Genomic DNA, 20,270 nt, shown 5'->3' on the forward strand with positions numbered 1-20,270 from the left:
AAGGACTTATTTATGGCTTATAGCAGCAGTGAGCTTCGCTTAATCTGACTAAATTACAAATATTGGTGGAGCTCGGCTTTCATACCCAGGGAATGTATTTCTCTGGCCGGGAGGCCGGTTACAGCCCTGTGCGGCGCGCGGGGGGAGACAGATCTGGCGGGTTTTGGATATCTTGAAAATATCACTGATTAATCAGCGTTTGCTCTTTGCTTAAGCACACAGAAATCAATTATATTTCTGATTTTTATACCTCGGGTTACAATTACTCTATGGGAGTTTGGTATGGTAATTGTTGGACTTTCAAGAAATCGGGATACTCTGGAGTCCGTGAAGACAGCTGTGGAGCTGGCAGGTGGGCTTGGAATCAAGGAAGGGTCAACTGTCTTGATCCGGCCGAACGCAAATACTGCAGACCCTGCACCGGGTTCGACAAATCCCGAGGTTTTGAGGGGCGCTATCAGGGAAGTAAAAAGATGCAATCCTGGAAAAATAATCGTGGCTGAGAAGTCGATGACCCCCCTGAATACGGAGGAAGTGCTTAACAGATTGGGGCTCTGGCAGGTTGCGGAGGCTGAGGGAGCTGATGAGATCCTGACATTCGACCACATGAAACGCGAACATGTGGAGCCCGGAAAGGCTTACTCCTGGCCATGGGGATTTGATGTGCCTGAGTTTCTGAAGTCAATAGATTACACGATTGCTCTTCCGGTAATAAAGACTCACTGGACTGCAACGTTTACTATGGGCCTTAAGTCCCAGATCAGCATAACTGCAGACCGGGATAGGAGGCAGCTTCCTCACGGGCAGGGGATGGATGTGCTTTTCGGAAACATGATTGCTGAGTCTAACCTCGTTTATAAGCCTGATTTCTATATCTCGGATGCTACAAAGTGCTTTGTTACCGACGGCCCGAATATAGGGACTCTGAGGGAACCGGGAATTGTCCTGGCAAGCCCGGATGTGATTGCAAACGACACTACAGGACTTGCCCTTCTGAAAACCCTGGGCACGGTTCCTGAGATCCAGATGAACTCAGTCTGGGCTCAGCCCCAGATCAAAAGGGCTGTGGAGCTGGGACTGGGGGTGCGCAGCAAAGAAGAGGTCATGGTCAAGGGCTCCGGGGTAGAGGAGATAAACGAGATTATTGCCAACCTTGCCTGACCTTCCCTTTACCTTGTGTTATCTGAAAAAGATCTCCGGAGGTATCAGATTCCCGAAAGTGCCATAGTTCCAGGGAGAATAAGAGCTGGCTGAGGGTGAAAACCTGGAAGGCTTTAAAGGATAGACACCTGTACCAAGACACCTGTACCTTTAATCATTTCAGCTCCCGTTTTTCAATGACTGTGCAATTATGCTCACATATCACCAAAATTTATTTATTTTCGACAACCACATAGATTAGTGGGGTATTTTCTATGAAATGCGAAATTTGTGAAGCAGAGAGCGATGCAAGATACTGCAACGATTGTGGCAAAGTTATGAACGAAGTTATAAGACGCGTAGGTGAAGCTCGCTGGGCAGCAATTGATGACTGCGCATTTATCTATCCGCTTGTACGGCGCGTAGGTAAAGGGGAGCTTACAGTTAACGATATAATTCAGTCTCTTGATGTTGAAGATTGAGTTATCTGCCTTTCAGAGCTTCATCTTTATCAAGAGATGGCTTTAAAGATTGTTCCTGAGCTGCAGTTTATTTTTAAACCTGTTTTTTCAGGTTACCGGAGGTACCGACACCGGTGGTGTAGCCCGGGAATTCCGAAAGACGGACTTAACCGTACGGAAAGTTCAATTCGGAGAATTTAAGTTTTTTTGAGAAGTACGGGCTTTAAGATCAGGTTCCAAATTAGTTTAGACTACGGTCTTTCAGTTCAAGTTTTAAAGTTGGGCTCTGAGATAAAATCCTTAAGGTTATATCTCTTCAGCCTTAACATTATTAGTGTTAAGCAATTTTCTCTGATCGCAGGGACTGGTGCTGTACGTGAACAGAAAAGCCGGAGCAGTTGTTTTAATGTTCCTGTTTGCAGGAGTGCTCCTGATTTCGGGATGTATTAAAAATGAGCAGATTGAAGCACCTGCAGATGAAGATTCTTCCGATGCCGGGAAAGGGGATGAAAATATGGACTTCCAGATTATAAAGGTTTTTAGTAGCGCGTTTGAATCTAACAGTACTATCCCCCGAAAATATACCTGTAATGGGGAAAACATAAATCCGCCTCTGGAATTTACTAACATTCCTGAGGAGGCCGAAAGTCTGGTATTGATCATGGACGATCCTGATTCTCCCATGAATCCATTTACTCACTGGGTCGTCTGGAATATCGAGCCGGTGGCAAAAATAGAGGAGGATAGTATCCCCGGGATTGAGGGAATTAATAACTTCAGGAAGATCGGCTATGGCGGTCCATGCCCTTCCTCAGGCACGCACAGGTACTTCTTCAGAGTTTATGCATTGGACAGGCAGCTTGAGCTCAAAGCAGGGTCCGGGAGAAACGAGCTTGAAAGCGAAATGATAGGGCATATTATTGCTGAAGGGGAACTGATGGGGAAATACGGTAAAACCTGATCCGAGAAAAAGGATCTTATCCTGAGTAAGCTATACCTTTATTATGCGGCATGCTTCGATTATGAAATATGCCCTGATCATAAGGCAGACCTGATTTTCTTTAAGACTGGGGGGAAGATAGTGGAAGAAAATAAAAAGGCTGAACAGAGAAACGCAACACCTGAAGAGAGTACGGACATATTTGAAAACCCTGAAGAGGGCCTGGAAAAGGCAACCTTTGCTGCAGGCTGTTTCTGGGGAATTGAAGAGGCTTTTCGGCAGGTAAAAGGTGTGGTTGCAACTGCAGTTGGCTACAGCGGAGGGCATTTTGAAAAGCCTACTTACGAGCAGGTTTGCACCCTTAATACCGGGCATGCAGAGGCCATAAGGGTCATTTTCGATCCCAAAGTTGTTTCGTATCAGTCCTTGCTGGATGTTTTCTGGAAGGTCCATGACCCTACAACAAAGGACAGGCAGGGACCAGATGTCGGAAAACAGTATCGCTCCGTGATTTTTTACCACAGCGAGGAGCAAAAAGCTGCTGCTCTAGCCTCAAAGGAAGGACTCGAGAAGGCAGGAGCTTTCAAAAATCCTATCGTAACCGAAATAGTACCGGTTTCTGATTTCTATATGGCAGAAGATTACCACCAGCAGTACTTCGAAAAGAAGGGGTTTTTGAAGAATATACTCAGGAAGTTTTAAGAAATAACTGCTGGAGACAAGTTCTGCAGGCAGAATCAGTATAGATCCGGAAATGTGCGAAAAAGTCATGTACAACCGGGTCATGCACAGACTACAACTTTCATGCCTCAGACTACAACTTTCATGCCTCAGACTATAACTTTCATGCCTCAGACTATAACTTTCATGCCTCAGACTATAACTTTCATGCCTCAGACTATAACTTTCATGCCTCAGACTATAACTTTCATGCCTCAGACTATACTTTCATGCTCGGACAGCCAGACTATACAGGCATTAGACTATACAGCATTAGACTATACCGAGCCATAATCCAGTGCAAAGTTACGGGCCGATAAATCACAGACCATATAAAAAGATTAATTTAGAGGGATTCTCAAAGTAGGTCCGATGGAAAACGCGGTCTCTATAAGGGAACTATCAAAAGTTTTCGGGAAAACTCCTGTCCTGAAAGCCCTTGACCTTGACCTCAAAAAAGGCGAATTTGCGGTTGTTTTTGGCCCTAACGGGGCTGGAAAGACCACTCTTTTGAAGTTGATCTCAACTCTGATCGAGCCTACCGGAGGCTCTGTTTTCGTGGCCGGGTTTAATATAACTGAAGAGCCGGAAAAGGTCCGCAACGAAATAGGGATGCTTTCCCATGATTCCTACTTATACGGAGATCTTACTGCAAAAGAAAACCTGCATTTTTTCGGGAAGATGTATGGAATAAACAGTCAGGAACTCGAAAAGAGAATTTTACAGCTTTTAAATGAAGTCGGGCTTGCAACAAAAGCAGATGAAAGGGTCAGCACTTTTTCAAGAGGCATGAAACAGAGGCTTTCCATCGCAAGGGCTCTGCTTCACAGACCTTCCCTCCTCCTCCTGGACGAACCCTATACAGGGCTTGACCCCGGAGCCTCCCTGGTTTTCGAAAATCTCCTCAAAAGCCCTGAATTCCAGGGGAGCACAAAATTAATGGTTTCCCACGACCTTGAAAGGGGCTTTGCCCTCTGTGACAGGGTTCTTATCCTGAATAAAGGAAAGTTTGTATATGATGGATTTAAGGTAAATTTCTCAGGTTTTCAGGAATTCAGGGAAAAATGCAACTCTATGCTCGCATGAGCCCAAAAGTTAAGAACGAAAACACGATTAAAATGCAAATATTAAAAAATGCAAATATTAAAAAATGCAAATATAAAAAGATAAATATTGAAATCAGGATAAAGTAACAGATAACGTGAAAACAGGAGTTTTAAAAATGATCCGGAGCTTTTATATCGCTGCAAAAGACCTTAAAGCCGAGTTCCGGACAAAACAGATGCTCAACTCAATGTTCATTTTCTCGCTTCTCGTGCTTGTGGTCTTCAGCATTTCTTTCGGGGATTTTCTAGGGGATACTGAAAAAGTTGAAAAACTTGCTCCCGGTGTTCTCTGGATTGCTTTCACCTTTGCCGGAATGCTCGGGCTTTCCAGGACCTTCGTAATGGAAACTGAAAACGGCTGTCTTGAAGCCCTTATGCTCTGCCCTGTGGACAGAGGGGCGATTTATACCGGAAAAATCCTCTCCAACCTTGCGATTGTATTTCTTATGGAAGCTGTGACCCTGCCCTTCTTTATCATACTTTTCAATTACAGCCTGGGAATCGGAACCCTGCTCCTGCTCCTGCTCATCCTCTTCCTCGGGACTTTCGGGTTTATTGCTGTCGGGACCCTGCTCTCTGCCCTTACCCTTGGTACCCGTACCAGAGAACTTCTCCTGCCTGTCCTTCTCCTGCCTTTACTCCTGCCTGTCCTGATCCCTGCAGTGGAAGCAACTGCCGGAATTCTTGCAGGAAACAGCATCGGGAATTTGATTCCTGAAATAAGGCTGCTTGCAGTTTACGACCTTGCGTTCTTTGTAATCTCGCATCTGGTCTTTGAATATGTTGTTTCTGACTGAGGTCTGACTGAGGTTTGAATGAGTTTTTCCTGGCAGGAAAAAAGGGACGAAAAGAAAAAAGAGGGGATAAGGAAAATAGTAAACAGAAGGTCATTCGAGACAGCGATCAAAATCGAATCAATAATAAACGAAGTAAATCGAATTAATAACAAGTATCAGTATTGAACTTGTGCTTTATCTTTAATCTCTCAAGACACGTGAACAAAATGGCATCAAATTCCAGAAAAACCGGAGTACTGGCAGTTGCAACTGCCAGTGTAATGCTTCTTGCGATATATATGCTCTTTTTCTACCTGCCTCCGATAAAGGACGAAGCAGGCGAGGTTCTGAGCGGAAGCTTCAGGATCTTTTTCTTCCATATGCCAATAGCAATTATATCCTATCTGGCGTTTGGAGTCGTATTTGCCGCAAGCATCCTCTACCTCCGGGATAAATCTCTCAAATGGGACATCTATGCCCGCTCGGCTGCTGAAGTGGGAACCCTTTTTGCGTTCCTGGTGCTTGTCACGGGTTCGATCTGGGCAAAGGATGCCTGGGGCTGGTACTGGATCTGGGATCTCAGGCTGACCACCTCCCTGGTTCTCTTCCTTGTTTACCTCGCCTACACGATGCTCAGAAAAGCCCTCGAAGAGCCTGAAAAAAGAGCCCGACTCTCGGCAGTCTTCGGAATTTTAGGTTTCATGTCCGTACCCCTGAGTTTCTTTTCAATCCGGCTCTGGCGCTCAGCTCACCCTCTTATGTTCGGAGGAAACACAGGCGGAAGCGGAGGAGGACTTGAAGGGACAGCACTTCAACTGACTCTCTTTGTCAATTTCATAGCTTATTTCCTGCTCTTCCTCACCCTCTTTTCCGTGAAAGTGCAGAATGAGCGGATGGAAGAGGAACTTGACTCACGCAGATATGCGGAATAAAAGACCTGATCTGCCCAAGTTAATTTATTCATCCTTTTCTTTTTTAGCCCAGCTTACATAATATCTATAGACCACACCAGATATAGGTAAGACGAGATAGCCTCGCCGAAAATAGATGCCGAATTGGGGCAATACAAGTATGAAATTATTCTGGACAATGAATTTACTTATGAAGAGTAAGTACAGGCGGATTACGCTGCGAATCTGAGTTTCTCAGAAAAACTATACATTTACATTATCGATGATCCGGATAACCCTCTTACGTTTGGAATTGAAGTTTCCTGAGTAAATTTCCCTTTCTTTCCCTTTCCTTCCCTTCCTTCCCCTCCCTCCCCCTCCTCCTCCTCTCCCTTCCTTTTCCTGTAACAGCTAAGAGAAACTTTGTGCCTGAACACGAAGTTTTCTTTTTCAAAGAATCCGGGATAATTATTTACCTTTCCTTCTCCTATTTTTTCCCATGATTTTTGACCCTGTCACATTCTGTAACATGGAACTCCAGAACCGATTTGTAAGGTCTGCAACACATGAATTCATGGCCGAAGAAGACGGAACGCTCACTTCCCGGCTCGGTGACCTCTATGAAGAGCTTGCAAAAAATGAAGTCGGGCTGATCATAACAGGTTATTCTTGTGTCCTCCCTGGCGGGCAGAGCGATAATTTGCAGCAGGGCATCTACGATGACCGTTTCATCGAGCCATACCGGAAGATAACCGAGAGGGTACACAGGTACAGAAGCAAGATAGTGCTCCAGATAGTGCATGGAGGACGGCAGGCAGACATTTCGGACGAATATCCGGTTCCGATTGCTCCGTCAGTGGTCAAAAACGGGCATTCGTCAGTAGTCCCCAGGGAGATGACCGACAAGGAAATCCTTGAAATGATTGAGGCTTTTACCATGGGAGCTGTGAGGGCAAAGGCTGCAGGGTTTGACGGAGTCCAGCTTCACTGTGCCCATGGTTTCCTTTTAAGCAATTTCATCTCTCCCTACACAAACAGGCGGAATGACAGGTGGGGAGGCTCCGTCGAAAACCGGGCAAGGATAGTTACGGAGATAGTAAAGCGCATAAAAGAGGAAGCTGGGGACGATTTTCCTGTTCTTGTAAAAATGAATGCAACGGATGGTTTTTTGCCAGGTTCCTCAAAGGCAGGGCTGGGACTCGATGCTCCTGAATGCGTGGAAATTGCAAAGCTTCTGGAAAAGGCAGGTATATGTGCAATCGAGGTCAGCGGAGGGATAGGTGAAGCAGGCGGGGTAACCATAAAAACTGCAATAAACTCTCCCGCAAAAGAGGCATATTTCAAGAACTACTCAAAAATGATCAAAAGTGCAGTGGATATCCCGGTAATCCTTGTAGGTGGTATCAGGTCTCTTTCTGTTATGGAGGATCTTCTTGCAGACGGGTTTGCAGACCTTATATCCATGAGCAGGACGTTCATCAGCGAACCTGACCTTGTTTTAAAGCTTAAATCAGGAGAGGCTAAAAAGGCAAGGTGTGTATCCTGCAACCTCTGTTTTGATCCTAAGGGGATCAGGTGCAATTTCGAGTTTCAGTGAGTTCAGGAAAGCGGTAGTTTTTTACTTTTTACTTTTCCCGATTTTACTTTTTACTTTTTACTTTTTTCCATTTTCCTTTTTTTCTAATTTTTCCTTTTTTCTTCTAACTGGTTTTTGGTTTTTGTTAACAATTGTTTTTTAATTATTACTTCGAAAAGCGGGTCTGAACGTATATTTTTTATAATAGAGAGATACAAAAGAGATAAGCTTTACAGGCTGTTTATAGGGATTCTGGTTTACATTTTTTTGCCAGATCCGTTACCTAAAAAATGTGTTTGAGGAAACAGAATTATGTCAGAAGAGAACCGTGTCGGCGGTAAGATACGTCATCTTAGAGAAGCCCAGGATATGACTGTTGAAGAACTGGCTGAAGCCAGTCAGAGCAGCGTGGAGTTAATCCAGCAGTTAGAAAACGGAGCCCTCGTTCCGTCCTTAACCCCTCTTTTAAAGATTGCTCGGGCTTTAGGCGTCCGTCTCGGGACTTTTCTAGACGACATGCCCCAGAGCGGGCCTGTAGTGGTAAGAGCAGGGCTATCCGAAAATGTGGTCCGTTTTTCCGGAAAGACCGAGAGACCAAAGAAGAGTGCTCTTGAGTTTTACGCTCTTGCCTCGGATAAAGCAGACCGCCATATGGAGCCTTTCATCATTGACATCCATCCCTCTCCTGAGGAAAGCCACAAACTCTCTTCTCATGAAGGGGAGGAGTTCATCTATGTCCTTTCCGGAGAAATTGAAATCTTCTACGGCAAGGATGTTCACAGGCTGAGTGTCGGAGACAGCATCTATTACGATTCCATTGTTCCTCATGACCTCCATGCAGCGGGAACAGAGGATGCCCGAATAATGGCTGTAGTCTATGCTCCTCTCTGAGAGCCTCAGTTGAGTAGGTAAGAGAGTAAGACTGTGACTTCAATGGCAGAAGTTTTGATTAAAAAATTGGTAATTGAGTACAGATATTAAAAGCTAGGGAATCCAGAATGTTCAGTATAAATGTTAGTCCGCGCTTTGGAGATATTGATGGTCTGGGGCATGTAAACAATACAGTCCTTCCAGTCTGGTTCGAAACGGGAAGAAACTCCATTTTCAGGCTTTTCTCACCGGACCTTAACCTTAGCCCTGATGTGTGGCACCTGATTCTTGTAAGAACCGAGTTTGATTTTGTGAACCAGATGTATTTCAGGTCCGATGTGGAGATCAGGACCTTTGTTGCAAAGATCGGTAATAGTTCCTTTACTGTCGGGCATGAAGCCTGGCAGGAAGGGGAACTCAAGGTCAAAGGCCAGGCAGTACTGGTCTATTATGACTTCAAACTCCAGAAAGCGTTCCCCCTTCCGGAATCTATCCGCGAGGTCCTTAAAAGGCACATGTTCCCTTCAATGGACGCCTCCCCGGTGGACGCAGAAACGGATTCTCCCTGCTCGATTTAAATATACTTCAGGAACGCCCTTGACTGGCCTGGATATAAACCCCCATTCATAAGCTTGAAGTTTCTGAAAGTAGTCCAGAAAAAGAGGCTGAAACCATGCATCTTATAGAAGATTCTCTAGGAGAATACTTTGAAAAACAGGTAGCTATAGACCCTGAACACGAGTTTATCATTTATCCGGACCGTAACCTGCGTTTTACTTACGGTCAATTCAATGAAAGGGTAAACAACCTTGCAAAAGGGCTGCTTGCAATCGGGATAAAAAAGGGAGACCATGTAGGGATCTGGGCAAAGAACGTCCCTGATTGGCTTACCTTCATGTTTGCCACCTCAAAGATCGGGGCAGTGCTCGTTACGGTAAATACCGCCTACAAGAGCCATGAAGTTGAGTATGTGCTCAAACAGTCAGATATGAAGGCACTTGCTCTTATCGATAGTTTCAGGGACGTTGATTACCTGAATATTATCAATGAACTGGTCCCTGAGCTAAAAAGTTCCGAAAGAGGGCGCCTGAAAAGTAAAAATTTCCCATGCCTGAAGAGCATAATTTATGTTGGACAGGAAAAGCACAGGGGAATGTACAACACCAACGAGCTAATGCTCCTTGGCAGCCATTATCCGGACGACGAGCTTAAAGAGATTATGGCAAATGTTCGCGGGGATGATGTGGTCAACATGCAGTACACCTCAGGGACTACCGGTTTTCCGAAAGGCGTTATGCTGACCAGCAAAAATATCCTGAATAACGGGCTCTCCATTGGCGACCGCCAGAAATTCACCCATGAAGACCGGCTCTGCCTGCCCGTACCTCTTTTCCACTGCTTTGGAATCGTGCTCGGGGTTATGGCTGTCCTGACCCACAGGGCAACGCTTGTTATGCTTGAGGTTTTCGATCCCCTGCTTGTGCTTGCTGCAATCCAGAAAGAGAAGTGTACCGCACTTTACGGCGTACCTACGATGTTCATCGCCGAGTACACCCATCCCATGTTTGATATGTTCGACCTCTCTACCCTGAGGACCGGGATTATGGCTGGTTCTACCTGCCCCGTGGAAGCCATGAAAAAGGTCGTAAAAGATATGCACTGCCATCAGATCACGAGTGTCTACGGGCTTACGGAAGCATCTCCGGGAATGACCCAGACAACTATCGACGATCCTGTAGAACTCAGAGTTGAGACCGTGGGAAAGTCCTTCCCTGGCGTTGAAGTCAGAGTGGTTGACCCATCCACAAATGAGCCAGTGCCTCCTAACACAGTAGGAGAGCTCTGCTGCCGTGGATATAATATCATGAAGGGTTACTACAAGATGCCGGAAGAAACTAAAAAAGTGATTGATGAAGAGGGCTGGCTGCACAGCGGAGACCTTGGGACCTGTGACGAGAAAGGTTATTACAGGATCACCGGACGCATAAAGGACATGATCATCCGGGGCGGGGAAAACATCTATCCCCGGGAAATTGAAGAGTTCCTGCACGCCATGCCCGGTGTCAAAGATGCCCAGGTGGTTGGTATACCCGATAAGAAATATGGGGAACTCGTAGGAGCCTTTGTTATCCCCGAAAAAGGTGCAGACCTTACGGAAGCCGATGTCAGGGACTATGCCATAAGCAAGATCGCACGCTATAAGGTTCCGAAGCATGTCTTCATAGTAAATGAGTACCCTCTGACCGCAAGCGGCAAAATCCAGAAATACAAGCTCAAGGAACTGGCTTTGGAGCTTCTGAAAAATAGAGAGACAAACGGTAACTAATTCAGTACTATCGACCTTCGGGTCGATTTCTTTTTTATTCGAATTAAAACTCAAAAAGCAGTTTTCAGGTTTTTTCCTTTTTCATTAGTGCTTTTCCGCTTCCCAATCTTGATAAGCTTTTTCTTTGGTATCAGCTTCGATACTGATACCCACTTCGAAACTGTCTGCTATATATGATTTGGTATCACATAGAAACTAGTATCATAATGATAGCAGTATCAAAAAGGTATTGCATTTGAGACCTTGAAAACAAAGGGAAAATTGGAAATCAACTGTGCAAATCAACTGTGCAGATTAACTGTGCAGATTAACTGTGCAGATTAACTGTGTAAACAGATTTGAGGTGGATAAAATATGTTCTGTAATCAATGTGAGGAAGCACTTAACGGAAAAGGCTGTACGAAAAACGGAGTATGCGGAAAGAAGGGGGAAGTTGCGGATCTTCAGGACAGATTACTCTATGTCCTTAAAAGTATCGCATATTATAACCAGAAAGCAAGGGCTGAAGGCCTTAATGAAGAAACCACCGACAGGTTCGTGCTTGACAGCTTCTTTTCCACCCTTACAAATACCAATTTTGACGGGAAACAGATCGAATCCCTTATTCAGAAAGGGTTTGAACTGCGCGACGGTATTAAGGCAAAACTGCCCGCTGAGCAGGCATCCTCAGAAAAAGCCCTGCCTGCCGTGGCTGCAGTAACTCCTGAAAACATAGATAGTCCGGATGTTGCTGTCCACTCAACTGCGGATGAAGATGTCAGGTCTCTTCGCGAACTTCTGACCTACGGAATGAAGGGGCTGGCGGCTTATGCTCATCATGCCTATATCCTCGGGTATAAAGACGAATCAATCTTTGAGTTCATTGAAAAAGGGCTGGTTTCTACCACAGACGACAGCGTGGGAGTAGAAGCTCTAATCGGCCTGGTTCTGGAATGCGGGCAGAAAGGCGTCTCAACCCTTGCCCTGCTCGACAAAGCAAACACCGAAACTTACGGAAACCCTGAGCCGACGGCAATCAACATCGGTGTGAAAAACAGGCCAGGAATCCTTATAAGTGGACACGACCTGTGGGACCTTGAACAGCTCCTTGAGCAGACGAAGGGTAGCGGAATCGATGTCTACACCCACGGGGAGATGCTGCCTGCAAACGCATACCCGGCTTTCAAGAAGTACGATAATTTCGCAGGCAACTACGGTAACGCCTGGTGGAAACAGAACGAAGAGTTCGAAAAGTTCAACGGCCCGATCCTGATGACTACCAACTGTATAATCCCGCCAAAGGACTCCTACATTGGCAGGATCTACACCACAGGGGTCGTGGGCTTTGAAGGGGTAACCCACATCTACGAAAAAGAAGACGGTACAAAGGACTTCTCCGCCTTCATCGAACAGGCAAAGACCTGCAAACCCCCCGAGCAGCTGGAAAGCGGGACAATCATCGGAGGCTTTGCGCATGTGGCAGCCCTCTCGGTTGCGGATAAAATCATAGACGCCGTAAAAACCGGACAGATCAGCAGGTTTATCGTGATGGCAGGCTGTGATGGCAGACACAGGGAAAGGGTCTACTATACCGAGTTTGCAAAAGCTCTTCCGAAAGACACAGTGATCCTGACCGCGGGCTGTGCCAAATACCGGTACAACAAGCTGGATCTCGGCGACATCGGAGGAATCCCAAGAGTTATAGATGCCGGGCAGTGTAATGACTCTTACTCGCTTGTGGTAATAGCCCAGAAGCTTGCAGAAGCTTTTGGCCTGAAGGACATAAACGACCTGCCGATTTCCTACAACATCGGCTGGTACGAGCAAAAAGCTGTGCTCGTGCTGCTCGCCCTCCTGAGCCTCGGCGTAAAAGATATCACTCTCGGCCCTACGCTTCCGGCCTTTGTTTCTCCGAACGTCCTTAAAGTGCTGGTCGAAAACTTCAATATCAGGCCGAACGCAACCGTTGAAGAAGACCTGAAGGTTCTGCTGAAACTCCCGGAGCCCGCGGAAAAATCAGAAATTCCGAAAAAACCTGAGGAAAAACCAAAAAAGCCGCAGAATTCCCCGAAAAAGGCACAGGATAACCAGAAGCAACAGGATAACCAGAAGCAACAGGATAACCAGAAGCAACAGGATAACCAGAAGCAACAGGATAACCAGAAGAGCTCACCGAACACCGAGAAAAAGCTGGAAAACCCAGTGGAAAAACCGGAAACAAAAGCAAGAAAATCCTGGCTTAGTTACATACCGTTTGTTCGCAAATTCGTAAGGTAAGGGGGAAGTGAACTACCCCCACCTGCCTTCTGACAAAGGCAAGGAAGGGGACTTCCCGCTGTGTCTCCCCGTTCCTATTCTTCAATGGGCAGAGGTGAAAAACGTAGATTTTTGACATTACTGTTCATATACTACCCCCTTCAAGGAGTCTCCATCAGTAAACTACAGTAAAGTTACTGGGAGCTTAAAATAATATCATATGGGTTATTCTAGAGCCGATCCCAAAACTCAAAATTGCTTCTCCAAATCCCGTATTCAGAATAATCAATAGAGTTTCTGATCATGAAAATAGTTCTGAAACTTTACTGATTTGAGAATAAAATTGGTTTTGGGATGAGCTCCTATATAAACAGGTCAATTTTAAATGCAGGAAGTTTCCTCTCACCCCCAATAGAAATCAATTTTTAAACTTTAAACAGTGATTTTACAGATTTTGCCGCTTGAATTGATCGAACTTCTTTCACGGGGATTTTGAGTGTTCCACATACTCTATTACCGCCCCGTCCGGATGTCTTACTGTCATATTCCTGCCTGTCGGAACCTTATCCGGTCCCCGGATAATTTCTGCTCCTTTTTCTTCCAGAAAAGCCCTGAACTCATCGAGAGAATCAACAAGAAATGTAGCCTGCGTGCTTCTGAAAGGTTTCAGGGCTTCGTCCGAGCCGGCTATGAGTAAAATGTTTCTTACCTGAGCCAGTTCCAGGCCGATTTGTGGGATTTCAAAACGCATGGCTGAGGGTGTGCCGAGTAGTTCTTCGTAGAATTCGAGGGCAGAGTTCAGGTCGGGAATGTAGAGGCGGGAGAGGGTTTTGAGGATTTTCATATTTTCACTCCATACTATGGAGCTAATATCGAGTTAAATTTATTCTTGATTGGTTGAACAATTCTCATTATTATATGGACAACCATAGGAAAGGTTCGAAAAATGTTAATCCTCTACCTACGTCTCTGAATTTTTAAAAGACACTGATGCAGAACTGCAAATTCCGATTTTGAGAACCGAAACAGTAGCCGGAATACATACAGAAAAAGATCTCTGAGACTTTTTGAGGAAAACAAGTTTATAAATTCTGAAAACTTCACTGGCTGGAGCTTGAAGAAAATATTTTTAAATATCGTTTTTAACGGAAATTCTTCCGAAAAAAATATTATTTAAGTTGTGGAAACCAGGGATTTTAGTCTGCCAATTACTAAATTCTTGTATTCGACTAACCTCGAAGTCCAGTAATATTCCCGGATTTCCCTGTCTTTTATTCTTTCTTCGCGTTTAATAAAGGGCCTTATATACCCCAGTAAAAAGGCTATTCCGGTATAGTGTGGTTTTTTCAGGGTATAATTAAACACATTCAGTAATATTAAGATTGGATTTTTATTTAGATAGTAAGCCATGTATCCATTGTATTTGTACCCCTTCCACAAACCTTCTGCACTGCCTGTTAATCTTTTTTCTACCATCTGTATTTCGTTAAATCTTTGAATCTGCCAGCCCCGCATTATGGCTTTTATATTTGAGATTGAATCCGCAGAAGGTTCTAATGAAAAGCCGTCAGTATCAAAAAAGCATTCTTTTGACCAGACTCTTCCGGTGCCTGATGGGAAGTTTTCAGCCTGTCCGGACAGCTTTAATTTTCCATCAATTTCATGGTATAGTCCTCCACTTGCAATACCTAACTTATTGCTGGATTCAAATTTATGCAATATCTTTTCAAAGTATTCTTTTTCCAGTACTGTATCCGCATCCATTGAAGCAATAAAACTATATTGGATTTTATGTCTGCCGCAATATTTTACAATAAAATCAAATCCGGACTTATATACATAAGATACGTGAAAAATTATGTCTCTCGGATGAGGCGGCAAACGTATAGTTTTTATCCAGGCATGTTTGGACACAAAGCTGTGTATTATTTTTGGAGAATTGTCAGTACTTCCATCATCAATAATCAACCAGAGAACAGGTTTTACAGTCTGGGAAATTACGGACTCGATTACCTCATGAAGATTCTTTTCTTCATCCTTAACAGGCGTTATCAAAACATACACAAATAATTCACTCTCCCCCTTTATACAAAGAAATTTACGAGGATAAATAGTTGCCGTATTAAGGAGTTTTACCAGTTTCCAACGAATTTTATTCCGGAAGATGTATTATTTTGTGCACACTTTAATAATGGCTTCAGAATAAGTTCAACAATAAAGTTATATTCCTTTGTCACATTGTCCTTAGAGATATTTTTATGCAGACTATTAAATACCTTGCGAGAAATAGCGGGTTTTTGTTTCTTAACGGCATAACAACAAATATTCTCAGTTTCTTCGCCATGTTATACATTGCCCGTTACCTGGGCCCCGAGGACTACGGAATATATTGTTTTGCTTTTGCTTTTATCTATTTTTTCAGTTTCATCCCTGATATGGGAGTCCATCAAATACTTGTAAGGGAGGCTGCAAAATATCCCGAAAAGGCAGGGAAACTGATCGGCAACGGGACGATAATAAAATTCTTCCTTGCGTTCGTTGCATTAATCTTAGCTTTTATTTTTATAAATATCATAAATTTCCCCCCCTCCACAAAAAATGCATTGTATATAATGTCTCTCGGATTGCTTATCAGCGGAACCGGAGCCTACGGAACTATATATGAAGCAAAATTGAGAATGGAATACTCTTTATTTTTCAACCTGATCAGCAGGGTCTTTCTTCTTACATTTATTTTTCTGGCTGTTGCAAATCATTCGACACTTAATGTTTTTATCTTTGCCTCGGTTTCAGCCACCCTTATACATAATTTATTGATGATCCTTTTCTCAAAAAAATTAGTTAAAGTATCCTTCGATGTTGATCTCTCTTTAATAAAACAGCTATTAAAAGAAGCTATTCCGATTGCAGTCGCCTCGGTCTTTACTGTTGTATATTTCAGGATTGATGTCCTTATGCTCTCCTTTTTACGGGGAGATGCTGAAGTCGGGTTTTATTCTGCTGCATATCGCCTTACGGATGCGCTTGTTTTCCTTCCAACAGCGTTTACAACTTCCACATTTCCTTTGATGTCAAAATATTTTAAGGATTCTTTTGATTCATTCAGTTTTGCATATGCCAGGACTTTTAAGTATCTTTTCGCAGCAGGTCTGCTGATTGCAGTCCTGGTAACCTTTGCTTCGGAGAAAATCATTCTGACCTTTTACGGACCGGAATATCAGAAATCAATAATTGCGCTGCAAATCCTTATCTGGGCAACAGCTATCACGTTCATAAGTGTTCTTATCAGTTCCACATGCGTTTCGAGCGGGAACCAGCAAATAATCTCAAAAACAGCCATATTAGCCGCATTTCTAAACGTAATTTTAAACCTGATACTGATCCCTTCAAATGGCTACGTAGGTGCAGCTATCGCGACTGTATTTTCAGTATTCGGGTCAATGATGTTTGGTATATTCTGGATCCATAAAAACCTTTTACACGAAAACCCGCTCAAAGGAGCCGTTTCTCCCCTTATAGGAGCAGGCGTGATATCTCTACTCATTATCCTGTTCAGGCCATATATGGATATTCTCGTCCTCAGTGCTGCTTCCATCCCGGTTTTTGCTGCAGTCCTTTATTTCACCGGCTGGATAGATTCCGATGACAAAAATATTCTTTTAAAACTTATTTCCCGCACAACATCCTGATACAAAGAGACGTTCTGATACAAAGAGACGTTCTGATACAAAGAGACGTTCTGATAAAAAGAGACGAAGAGATTTCTAATAGCTCCACAATAAATATTACTAACCTATCTTATTATCTGACTTCAGGTTTCCAGGCCGAAAGACCATAAAAAAGGTTATAAAAATGTTAATACTCGACCACCCCTACGTCTCCGACTTTTTAAAAGATACTGCTGTAGAGATGCAGATTCCGGTTTTAAAAAATGAAATGGCAGCCGAAATAAATGCCAAAAAAGAGCTGAGGCTCCTTGAAGAAGCTGAGTTTATAGAATTAATAAAAGAAAAGGGTGAATGTTCCCTTTATTCCAACTCCGAAAACTCCCTTGGCTGGATTTCTGAAAATTTGGATTTTACAGGGCTGCCTGCAAAAATTGAACTTTTCAAGAACAAAATCAAATTCAGAGAACTGCTGGAAAGGATATACCCTGACTTCTATTTCCAGGGCGTTGAGTTTGAAAAGCTGGATGAGATCCGGGTTGAGGAGATCAAAAAGCCCTTCATCATAAAGCCCTCTGTAGGCTTTTTCAGCCTTGGGGTATATAAGGTTTCAACCGATGGGGAATGGTTTTCAGTCCTTCAGCGCATAAAAGCCGAAGTCGAGGAAATTAAGGGACGCTATCCGATTCAGGTGCTTGATACCGGAAAATTCATTATCGAAGAAAATATCGAAGGAGAAGAGTTTGCGGTTGATGCTTACTTCAACAGCGCAGGAAAGCCGGTAGTCCTGAACATCTTCAAGCACATTTTCTCTTCGGAAAACGATGTTAGCGACAGGGTATACTTTACTTCAAAATCGGTTATAGAAACCTATCGGGAAGCTGTGGAAGACCTTTTGAAGGAAATAGGGAAACTGGCAGGGCTTAAGAATTTTCCCCTCCATATCGAGCTGCGGATAGGTAACGACAGGAGAATCCAGCCCATTGAGGTGAACCCCATGCGTTTTGCCGGCTGGTGTACAACAGATCTCGCCTATTTTGCATATGGGATTAACACTTACAGGTACTTCCTTGGGCAGCTTGAACCGGACTGGAAAAGGATTCTCGAAGGCAGGGAGGGAAAGAGCTTCTGCCTTGTGATGCTGAACAAGCCGGTAGATTTGAATTTGAATGAAATAAAGGCTTTTGATTATGAAAAATTGCTTTCGGACATTGAAAAGCCCCTGGAACTCAGGAAAGCCGACCATGAGAAGTACGGCTTCTTCGGGTACATGTTTACCGAAACCAGGGACAGCAATTGGGAAGAAATCGAAAGGATTCTGAAATCGGATTTGAAGGAGTATATTATAGGGAATTAAGTTATTTATCTCTGGAAAATGAAGGCCTTAAGAATAGAGACGTCCTTCGCAGAAAAAAAGCCTGGCTGCTTTGCGGCCTGGAACTTTTTTACAATCATTTATCAGAAATCTGCTTTTCTCAAAAGGCCGCCCACAAAGCTGGCGGTGAGTGCCCTGGGTATGAGATAAGTAGACCCTGACTCTTTATTGGAATCAAGCTACTTATGGTTCATAATCAGGGCCTTTCGGCTCAAAACAGGTTTTCTTTCAATATATTTTAAAACTTTTTTAGATCACTTTAACTGGACTTCTGGAAAATGCCAGCCCGGAAGTAAAGTATCTATTTATCGCTTAAGGTCGAATCTCCTTAGGAAAAGGGAATAGGGGTCCTGACACTGGAACGCAGCATCATCGAGGTAAATGACCTTGAATATTCCTTCGGCGACGTAAAAGCCGTCGATAACATCAGTTTTACTGTTCAGGAAGGCGAGATTTTCTCTTTTCTCGGGCCAAACGGGGCTGGGAAGAGTACTGTAATCAATATCCTCACCACCCTGCTGATGATCCAGAAGGGGACAGCAAAGGTTGCCGGCTATGACGTGGAAAAAGAGCCTGAAAAGGTAAGGGAATCCATAGGGATTGTTTTTCAGGAGCTGACCCTTGATCGGGACATGACTGTGCGGGAGATCCTGGAGTACCACGGAAGGCTCTATTCCATGCCGAAAACTGCAAGGCAGGAACGGATTGAAGAGCTTATTAAACTGGTCGAACTTGAAGGAAAGCGGGATACTCTGACAAGGCACCTCAGCGGTGGGATGAAACGCAGGCTTGAGATCGCAAGGGGGCTTATGACCCGGCCAAAAGTGCTTTTCATGGACGAGCCTACACTCGGACTTGACCCTCAGACCCGAATAAGGATCTGGGAATATGTAAAGGATATCAACCAGCAAGGCACAACCATTTTCCTGACAACCCATTATATGGACGAAGCCGACCAGCTCAGCGACAGGATCAGTATCATAGACCACGGAGAAATCATTGTCACGGGCAAGCCCTGGGAGTTAAAAAACGCCCTTGGACAGGACCTTATCTATCTGGAAAGCAGTGACAATGCTGCTGCTTCAGGTTTGCTCAAAGGGCTTTCCAGTGTAAAAGGGATCAGGGAAAAATCAAAGGGAATAGTTGTCATGGTCAATGTGGACGGCACCTATCTGCTGCCTGAGATCATGGATCTACTTCGAAACGGGGGGATCAGGGTTAAGGCCGTAAACCTCAAAAAACCTTCAATGGATGATGTTTTTGTCCACTACACCGGCAGGGAGTTCAGGGACGAGGGAGCAGAGAAGGGGTCGGTGGCAATCGTGCGGGCAGGGAGGCGTTAAAGATGCACACGGGGTTTCTTACCATCTACTGGCGGGATATGCTCAGGTTTGTCAGGTTCAGGACCCTCCTGTTTGCGTCTCTTGTCCAGCCGGCTCTCTGGCTTGCCTTTTTCGGAATTGCGATGTCCAACAACTTTGATCGGGTGACTGCAACTCTCCCGGTCTTTCCCGGGGTCAGGTCTGTTAACTACCTTACCTTCATAGGGGCAGGCGTCATTGCCATGACCACGCTTTTTACAAGCCTCTTCGGGGGGACCGTGCTGCTCTTTGACAAAAACTGGGGGCTTATGCGGGAAACTCTTTCAAGCCCGCTTCCGAGAATCCACATCATTATAGGGATAGGGCTTTCAGGCATGACCAAGTCCTTTATCCAGGCCTCCGTTATCATGGGGTTCGGGCTTTTGCTCGGGGTCCAGTTTTTTGAAGGCTACAGCCCGATGCAGCTTCTAGTTTCCCTGCTCGGGATCATGCTCTTTGTCGGGATATTTTCCCTGGGCTTCCTCTTTCTCTCGGCTGCAATCGCCATAAGCATGGAAAGCCCGGAAGGAATGCAGGCAGTGATAACCCTGCTTACCATGCCCTTCTTTTTCACGAGCAATGCTCTCTATCCTGTAAGTTCTTTTCCTCCACTGCTTCGGGCCCTGTCCACAATCAATCCCCTTACCCACCTGGTCAGCGGGATCAGGTATTTTGCAATAGGGAGCGACTTTTCTGCAATAGGAATCCGTTATACTTACACCCAGAGCGATATCCTTGTCTCCTTCCTTGCCCTGCTGGCTTTTGCAGGAATAATGTTCCTTATTGCAAGGTGGAGGTTTAGCAAGGTGACTGTCACATGATTCACGTT

18 protein-coding genes and 1 pseudogene are annotated in these 20,270 nt (G+C 44.5%); 16 read left to right on the forward strand and 3 right to left on the reverse strand.

The genetic code is table 11. The features are described 5' to 3' along the window. Positions 1 to 282 precede the first annotated feature (282 nt). The 7 genes from EO92_RS02825 (at position 283) to EO92_RS02855 (ending at position 6,075) form a co-directional block, all read left to right on the forward strand. Complete coding sequence (locus EO92_RS02825) at positions 283 to 1,161, forward strand: DUF362 domain-containing protein (RefSeq protein WP_048169124.1); 879 nt, start codon at positions 283 to 285, stop codon at positions 1,159 to 1,161. Positions 1,162 to 1,415: 254 nt separating this feature from the next. Then, positions 1,416 to 1,622: a hypothetical protein gene (locus EO92_RS02830; protein WP_048161484.1), complete on the forward strand. Its 207-nt coding sequence runs from the start codon at positions 1,416 to 1,418 to the stop codon at positions 1,620 to 1,622. Positions 1,623 to 1,968: 346 nt separating this feature from the next. Continuing rightward, positions 1,969 to 2,562, forward strand: a complete 594-nt coding sequence (locus EO92_RS02835) for a YbhB/YbcL family Raf kinase inhibitor-like protein (RefSeq protein WP_235283143.1) — start codon at positions 1,969 to 1,971, stop codon at positions 2,560 to 2,562. 120 nt (positions 2,563 to 2,682) lie between these two features. After that, complete coding sequence (gene msrA / locus EO92_RS02840) at positions 2,683 to 3,243, forward strand: peptide-methionine (S)-S-oxide reductase MsrA (RefSeq protein WP_200896728.1); 561 nt, start codon at positions 2,683 to 2,685, stop codon at positions 3,241 to 3,243. Between the two features lie 390 nt (positions 3,244 to 3,633). Next, positions 3,634 to 4,347, forward strand: coding sequence for an ABC transporter ATP-binding protein (locus EO92_RS02845; RefSeq protein ID WP_048169128.1), 714 nt, complete (start codon positions 3,634 to 3,636; stop codon positions 4,345 to 4,347). A 136-nt stretch (positions 4,348 to 4,483) separates the two neighbouring features. Beyond that, positions 4,484 to 5,164 carry a heme exporter protein CcmB gene (locus tag EO92_RS02850; RefSeq protein WP_048169130.1) on the forward strand — a complete coding sequence of 227 codons (681 nt, stop codon included), beginning with the start codon at positions 4,484 to 4,486 and terminating at the stop codon, positions 5,162 to 5,164. Between the two features lie 167 nt (positions 5,165 to 5,331). Further along, the gene (locus EO92_RS02855; protein WP_082107921.1) at positions 5,332 to 6,075 is read left to right on the forward strand and encodes a cytochrome c biogenesis protein; all 744 of its coding nucleotides are present in this window, start codon (positions 5,332 to 5,334) and stop codon (positions 6,073 to 6,075) included. 259 nt (positions 6,076 to 6,334) lie between these two features. Here the strand turns inward: EO92_RS02855 and EO92_RS17430 are convergent, their stop codons facing one another. Beyond that, positions 6,335 to 6,487 carry a hypothetical protein gene (locus tag EO92_RS17430; protein ID WP_156165709.1) on the reverse strand — a complete coding sequence of 51 codons (153 nt, stop codon included), beginning with the start codon at positions 6,485 to 6,487 and terminating at the stop codon, positions 6,335 to 6,337. 45 nt (positions 6,488 to 6,532) lie between these two features. Between EO92_RS17430 and EO92_RS02860 the strand changes: the two genes are divergently transcribed. The 5 genes and pseudogenes from EO92_RS02860 to hcp all read left to right on the forward strand — a co-directional run. Then, positions 6,533 to 7,630, forward strand: coding sequence for an NADH:flavin oxidoreductase (locus tag EO92_RS02860; RefSeq protein WP_048169132.1), 1,098 nt, complete (start codon positions 6,533 to 6,535; stop codon positions 7,628 to 7,630). A gap of 291 nt (positions 7,631 to 7,921) precedes the next feature. Then, on the forward strand, positions 7,922 to 8,500 hold the full coding sequence (locus EO92_RS02865; RefSeq protein ID WP_048132585.1) for a helix-turn-helix domain-containing protein: 579 nt from the start codon (positions 7,922 to 7,924) through the stop codon (positions 8,498 to 8,500). A 107-nt stretch (positions 8,501 to 8,607) separates the two neighbouring features. Further along, positions 8,608 to 9,057, forward strand: a complete 450-nt coding sequence (locus tag EO92_RS02870) for a thioesterase family protein (RefSeq protein ID WP_048169135.1) — start codon at positions 8,608 to 8,610, stop codon at positions 9,055 to 9,057. Between the two features lie 95 nt (positions 9,058 to 9,152). After that, positions 9,153 to 10,805, forward strand: coding sequence for an AMP-binding protein (locus EO92_RS02875; protein ID WP_048169137.1), 1,653 nt, complete (start codon positions 9,153 to 9,155; stop codon positions 10,803 to 10,805). Between the two features lie 354 nt (positions 10,806 to 11,159). Continuing rightward, a pseudogene (gene hcp, locus EO92_RS02880) lies at positions 11,160 to 12,776 on the forward strand (hydroxylamine reductase); the annotation flags it as partial. 745 nt (positions 12,777 to 13,521) lie between these two features. Here hcp and EO92_RS02885 read toward each other — a convergent pair. Beyond that, the gene (locus EO92_RS02885) at positions 13,522 to 13,884 is read right to left on the reverse strand and encodes a VOC family protein (RefSeq protein ID WP_048169139.1); all 363 of its coding nucleotides are present in this window, start codon (positions 13,882 to 13,884) and stop codon (positions 13,522 to 13,524) included. Positions 13,885 to 14,213: 329 nt separating this feature from the next. After that, positions 14,214 to 15,104: a glycosyltransferase family 2 protein gene (locus EO92_RS02890; protein ID WP_048161547.1), complete on the reverse strand. Its 891-nt coding sequence runs from the start codon at positions 15,102 to 15,104 to the stop codon at positions 14,214 to 14,216. Positions 15,105 to 15,298: 194 nt separating this feature from the next. Between EO92_RS02890 and EO92_RS02895 the strand changes: the two genes are divergently transcribed. From EO92_RS02895 to EO92_RS02910, 4 genes are all read left to right on the forward strand, one after another. Continuing rightward, the gene (locus EO92_RS02895; protein ID WP_048169141.1) at positions 15,299 to 16,729 is read left to right on the forward strand and encodes a flippase; all 1,431 of its coding nucleotides are present in this window, start codon (positions 15,299 to 15,301) and stop codon (positions 16,727 to 16,729) included. Positions 16,730 to 16,892: 163 nt separating this feature from the next. After that, positions 16,893 to 18,062 (forward strand): ATP-grasp domain-containing protein, encoded by a 1,170-nt coding sequence (locus tag EO92_RS02900; protein ID WP_048169142.1) that lies wholly within the window; start codon positions 16,893 to 16,895, stop codon positions 18,060 to 18,062. A 389-nt stretch (positions 18,063 to 18,451) separates the two neighbouring features. Continuing rightward, positions 18,452 to 19,423: an ATP-binding cassette domain-containing protein gene (locus EO92_RS02905; RefSeq protein WP_082107581.1), complete on the forward strand. Its 972-nt coding sequence runs from the start codon at positions 18,452 to 18,454 to the stop codon at positions 19,421 to 19,423. Positions 19,424 to 19,425: 2 nt separating this feature from the next. Beyond that, entirely contained in the window at positions 19,426 to 20,262 is an 837-nt protein-coding gene (locus EO92_RS02910; protein ID WP_048131371.1) for an ABC transporter permease, read from the forward strand. Positions 20,263 to 20,270 lie beyond the last annotated feature (8 nt).

The sequence above is a fragment of the Methanosarcina sp. 2.H.A.1B.4 genome, from assembly GCF_000979385.1.
GTDB lineage: Archaea > Halobacteriota > Methanosarcinia > Methanosarcinales > Methanosarcinaceae > Methanosarcina.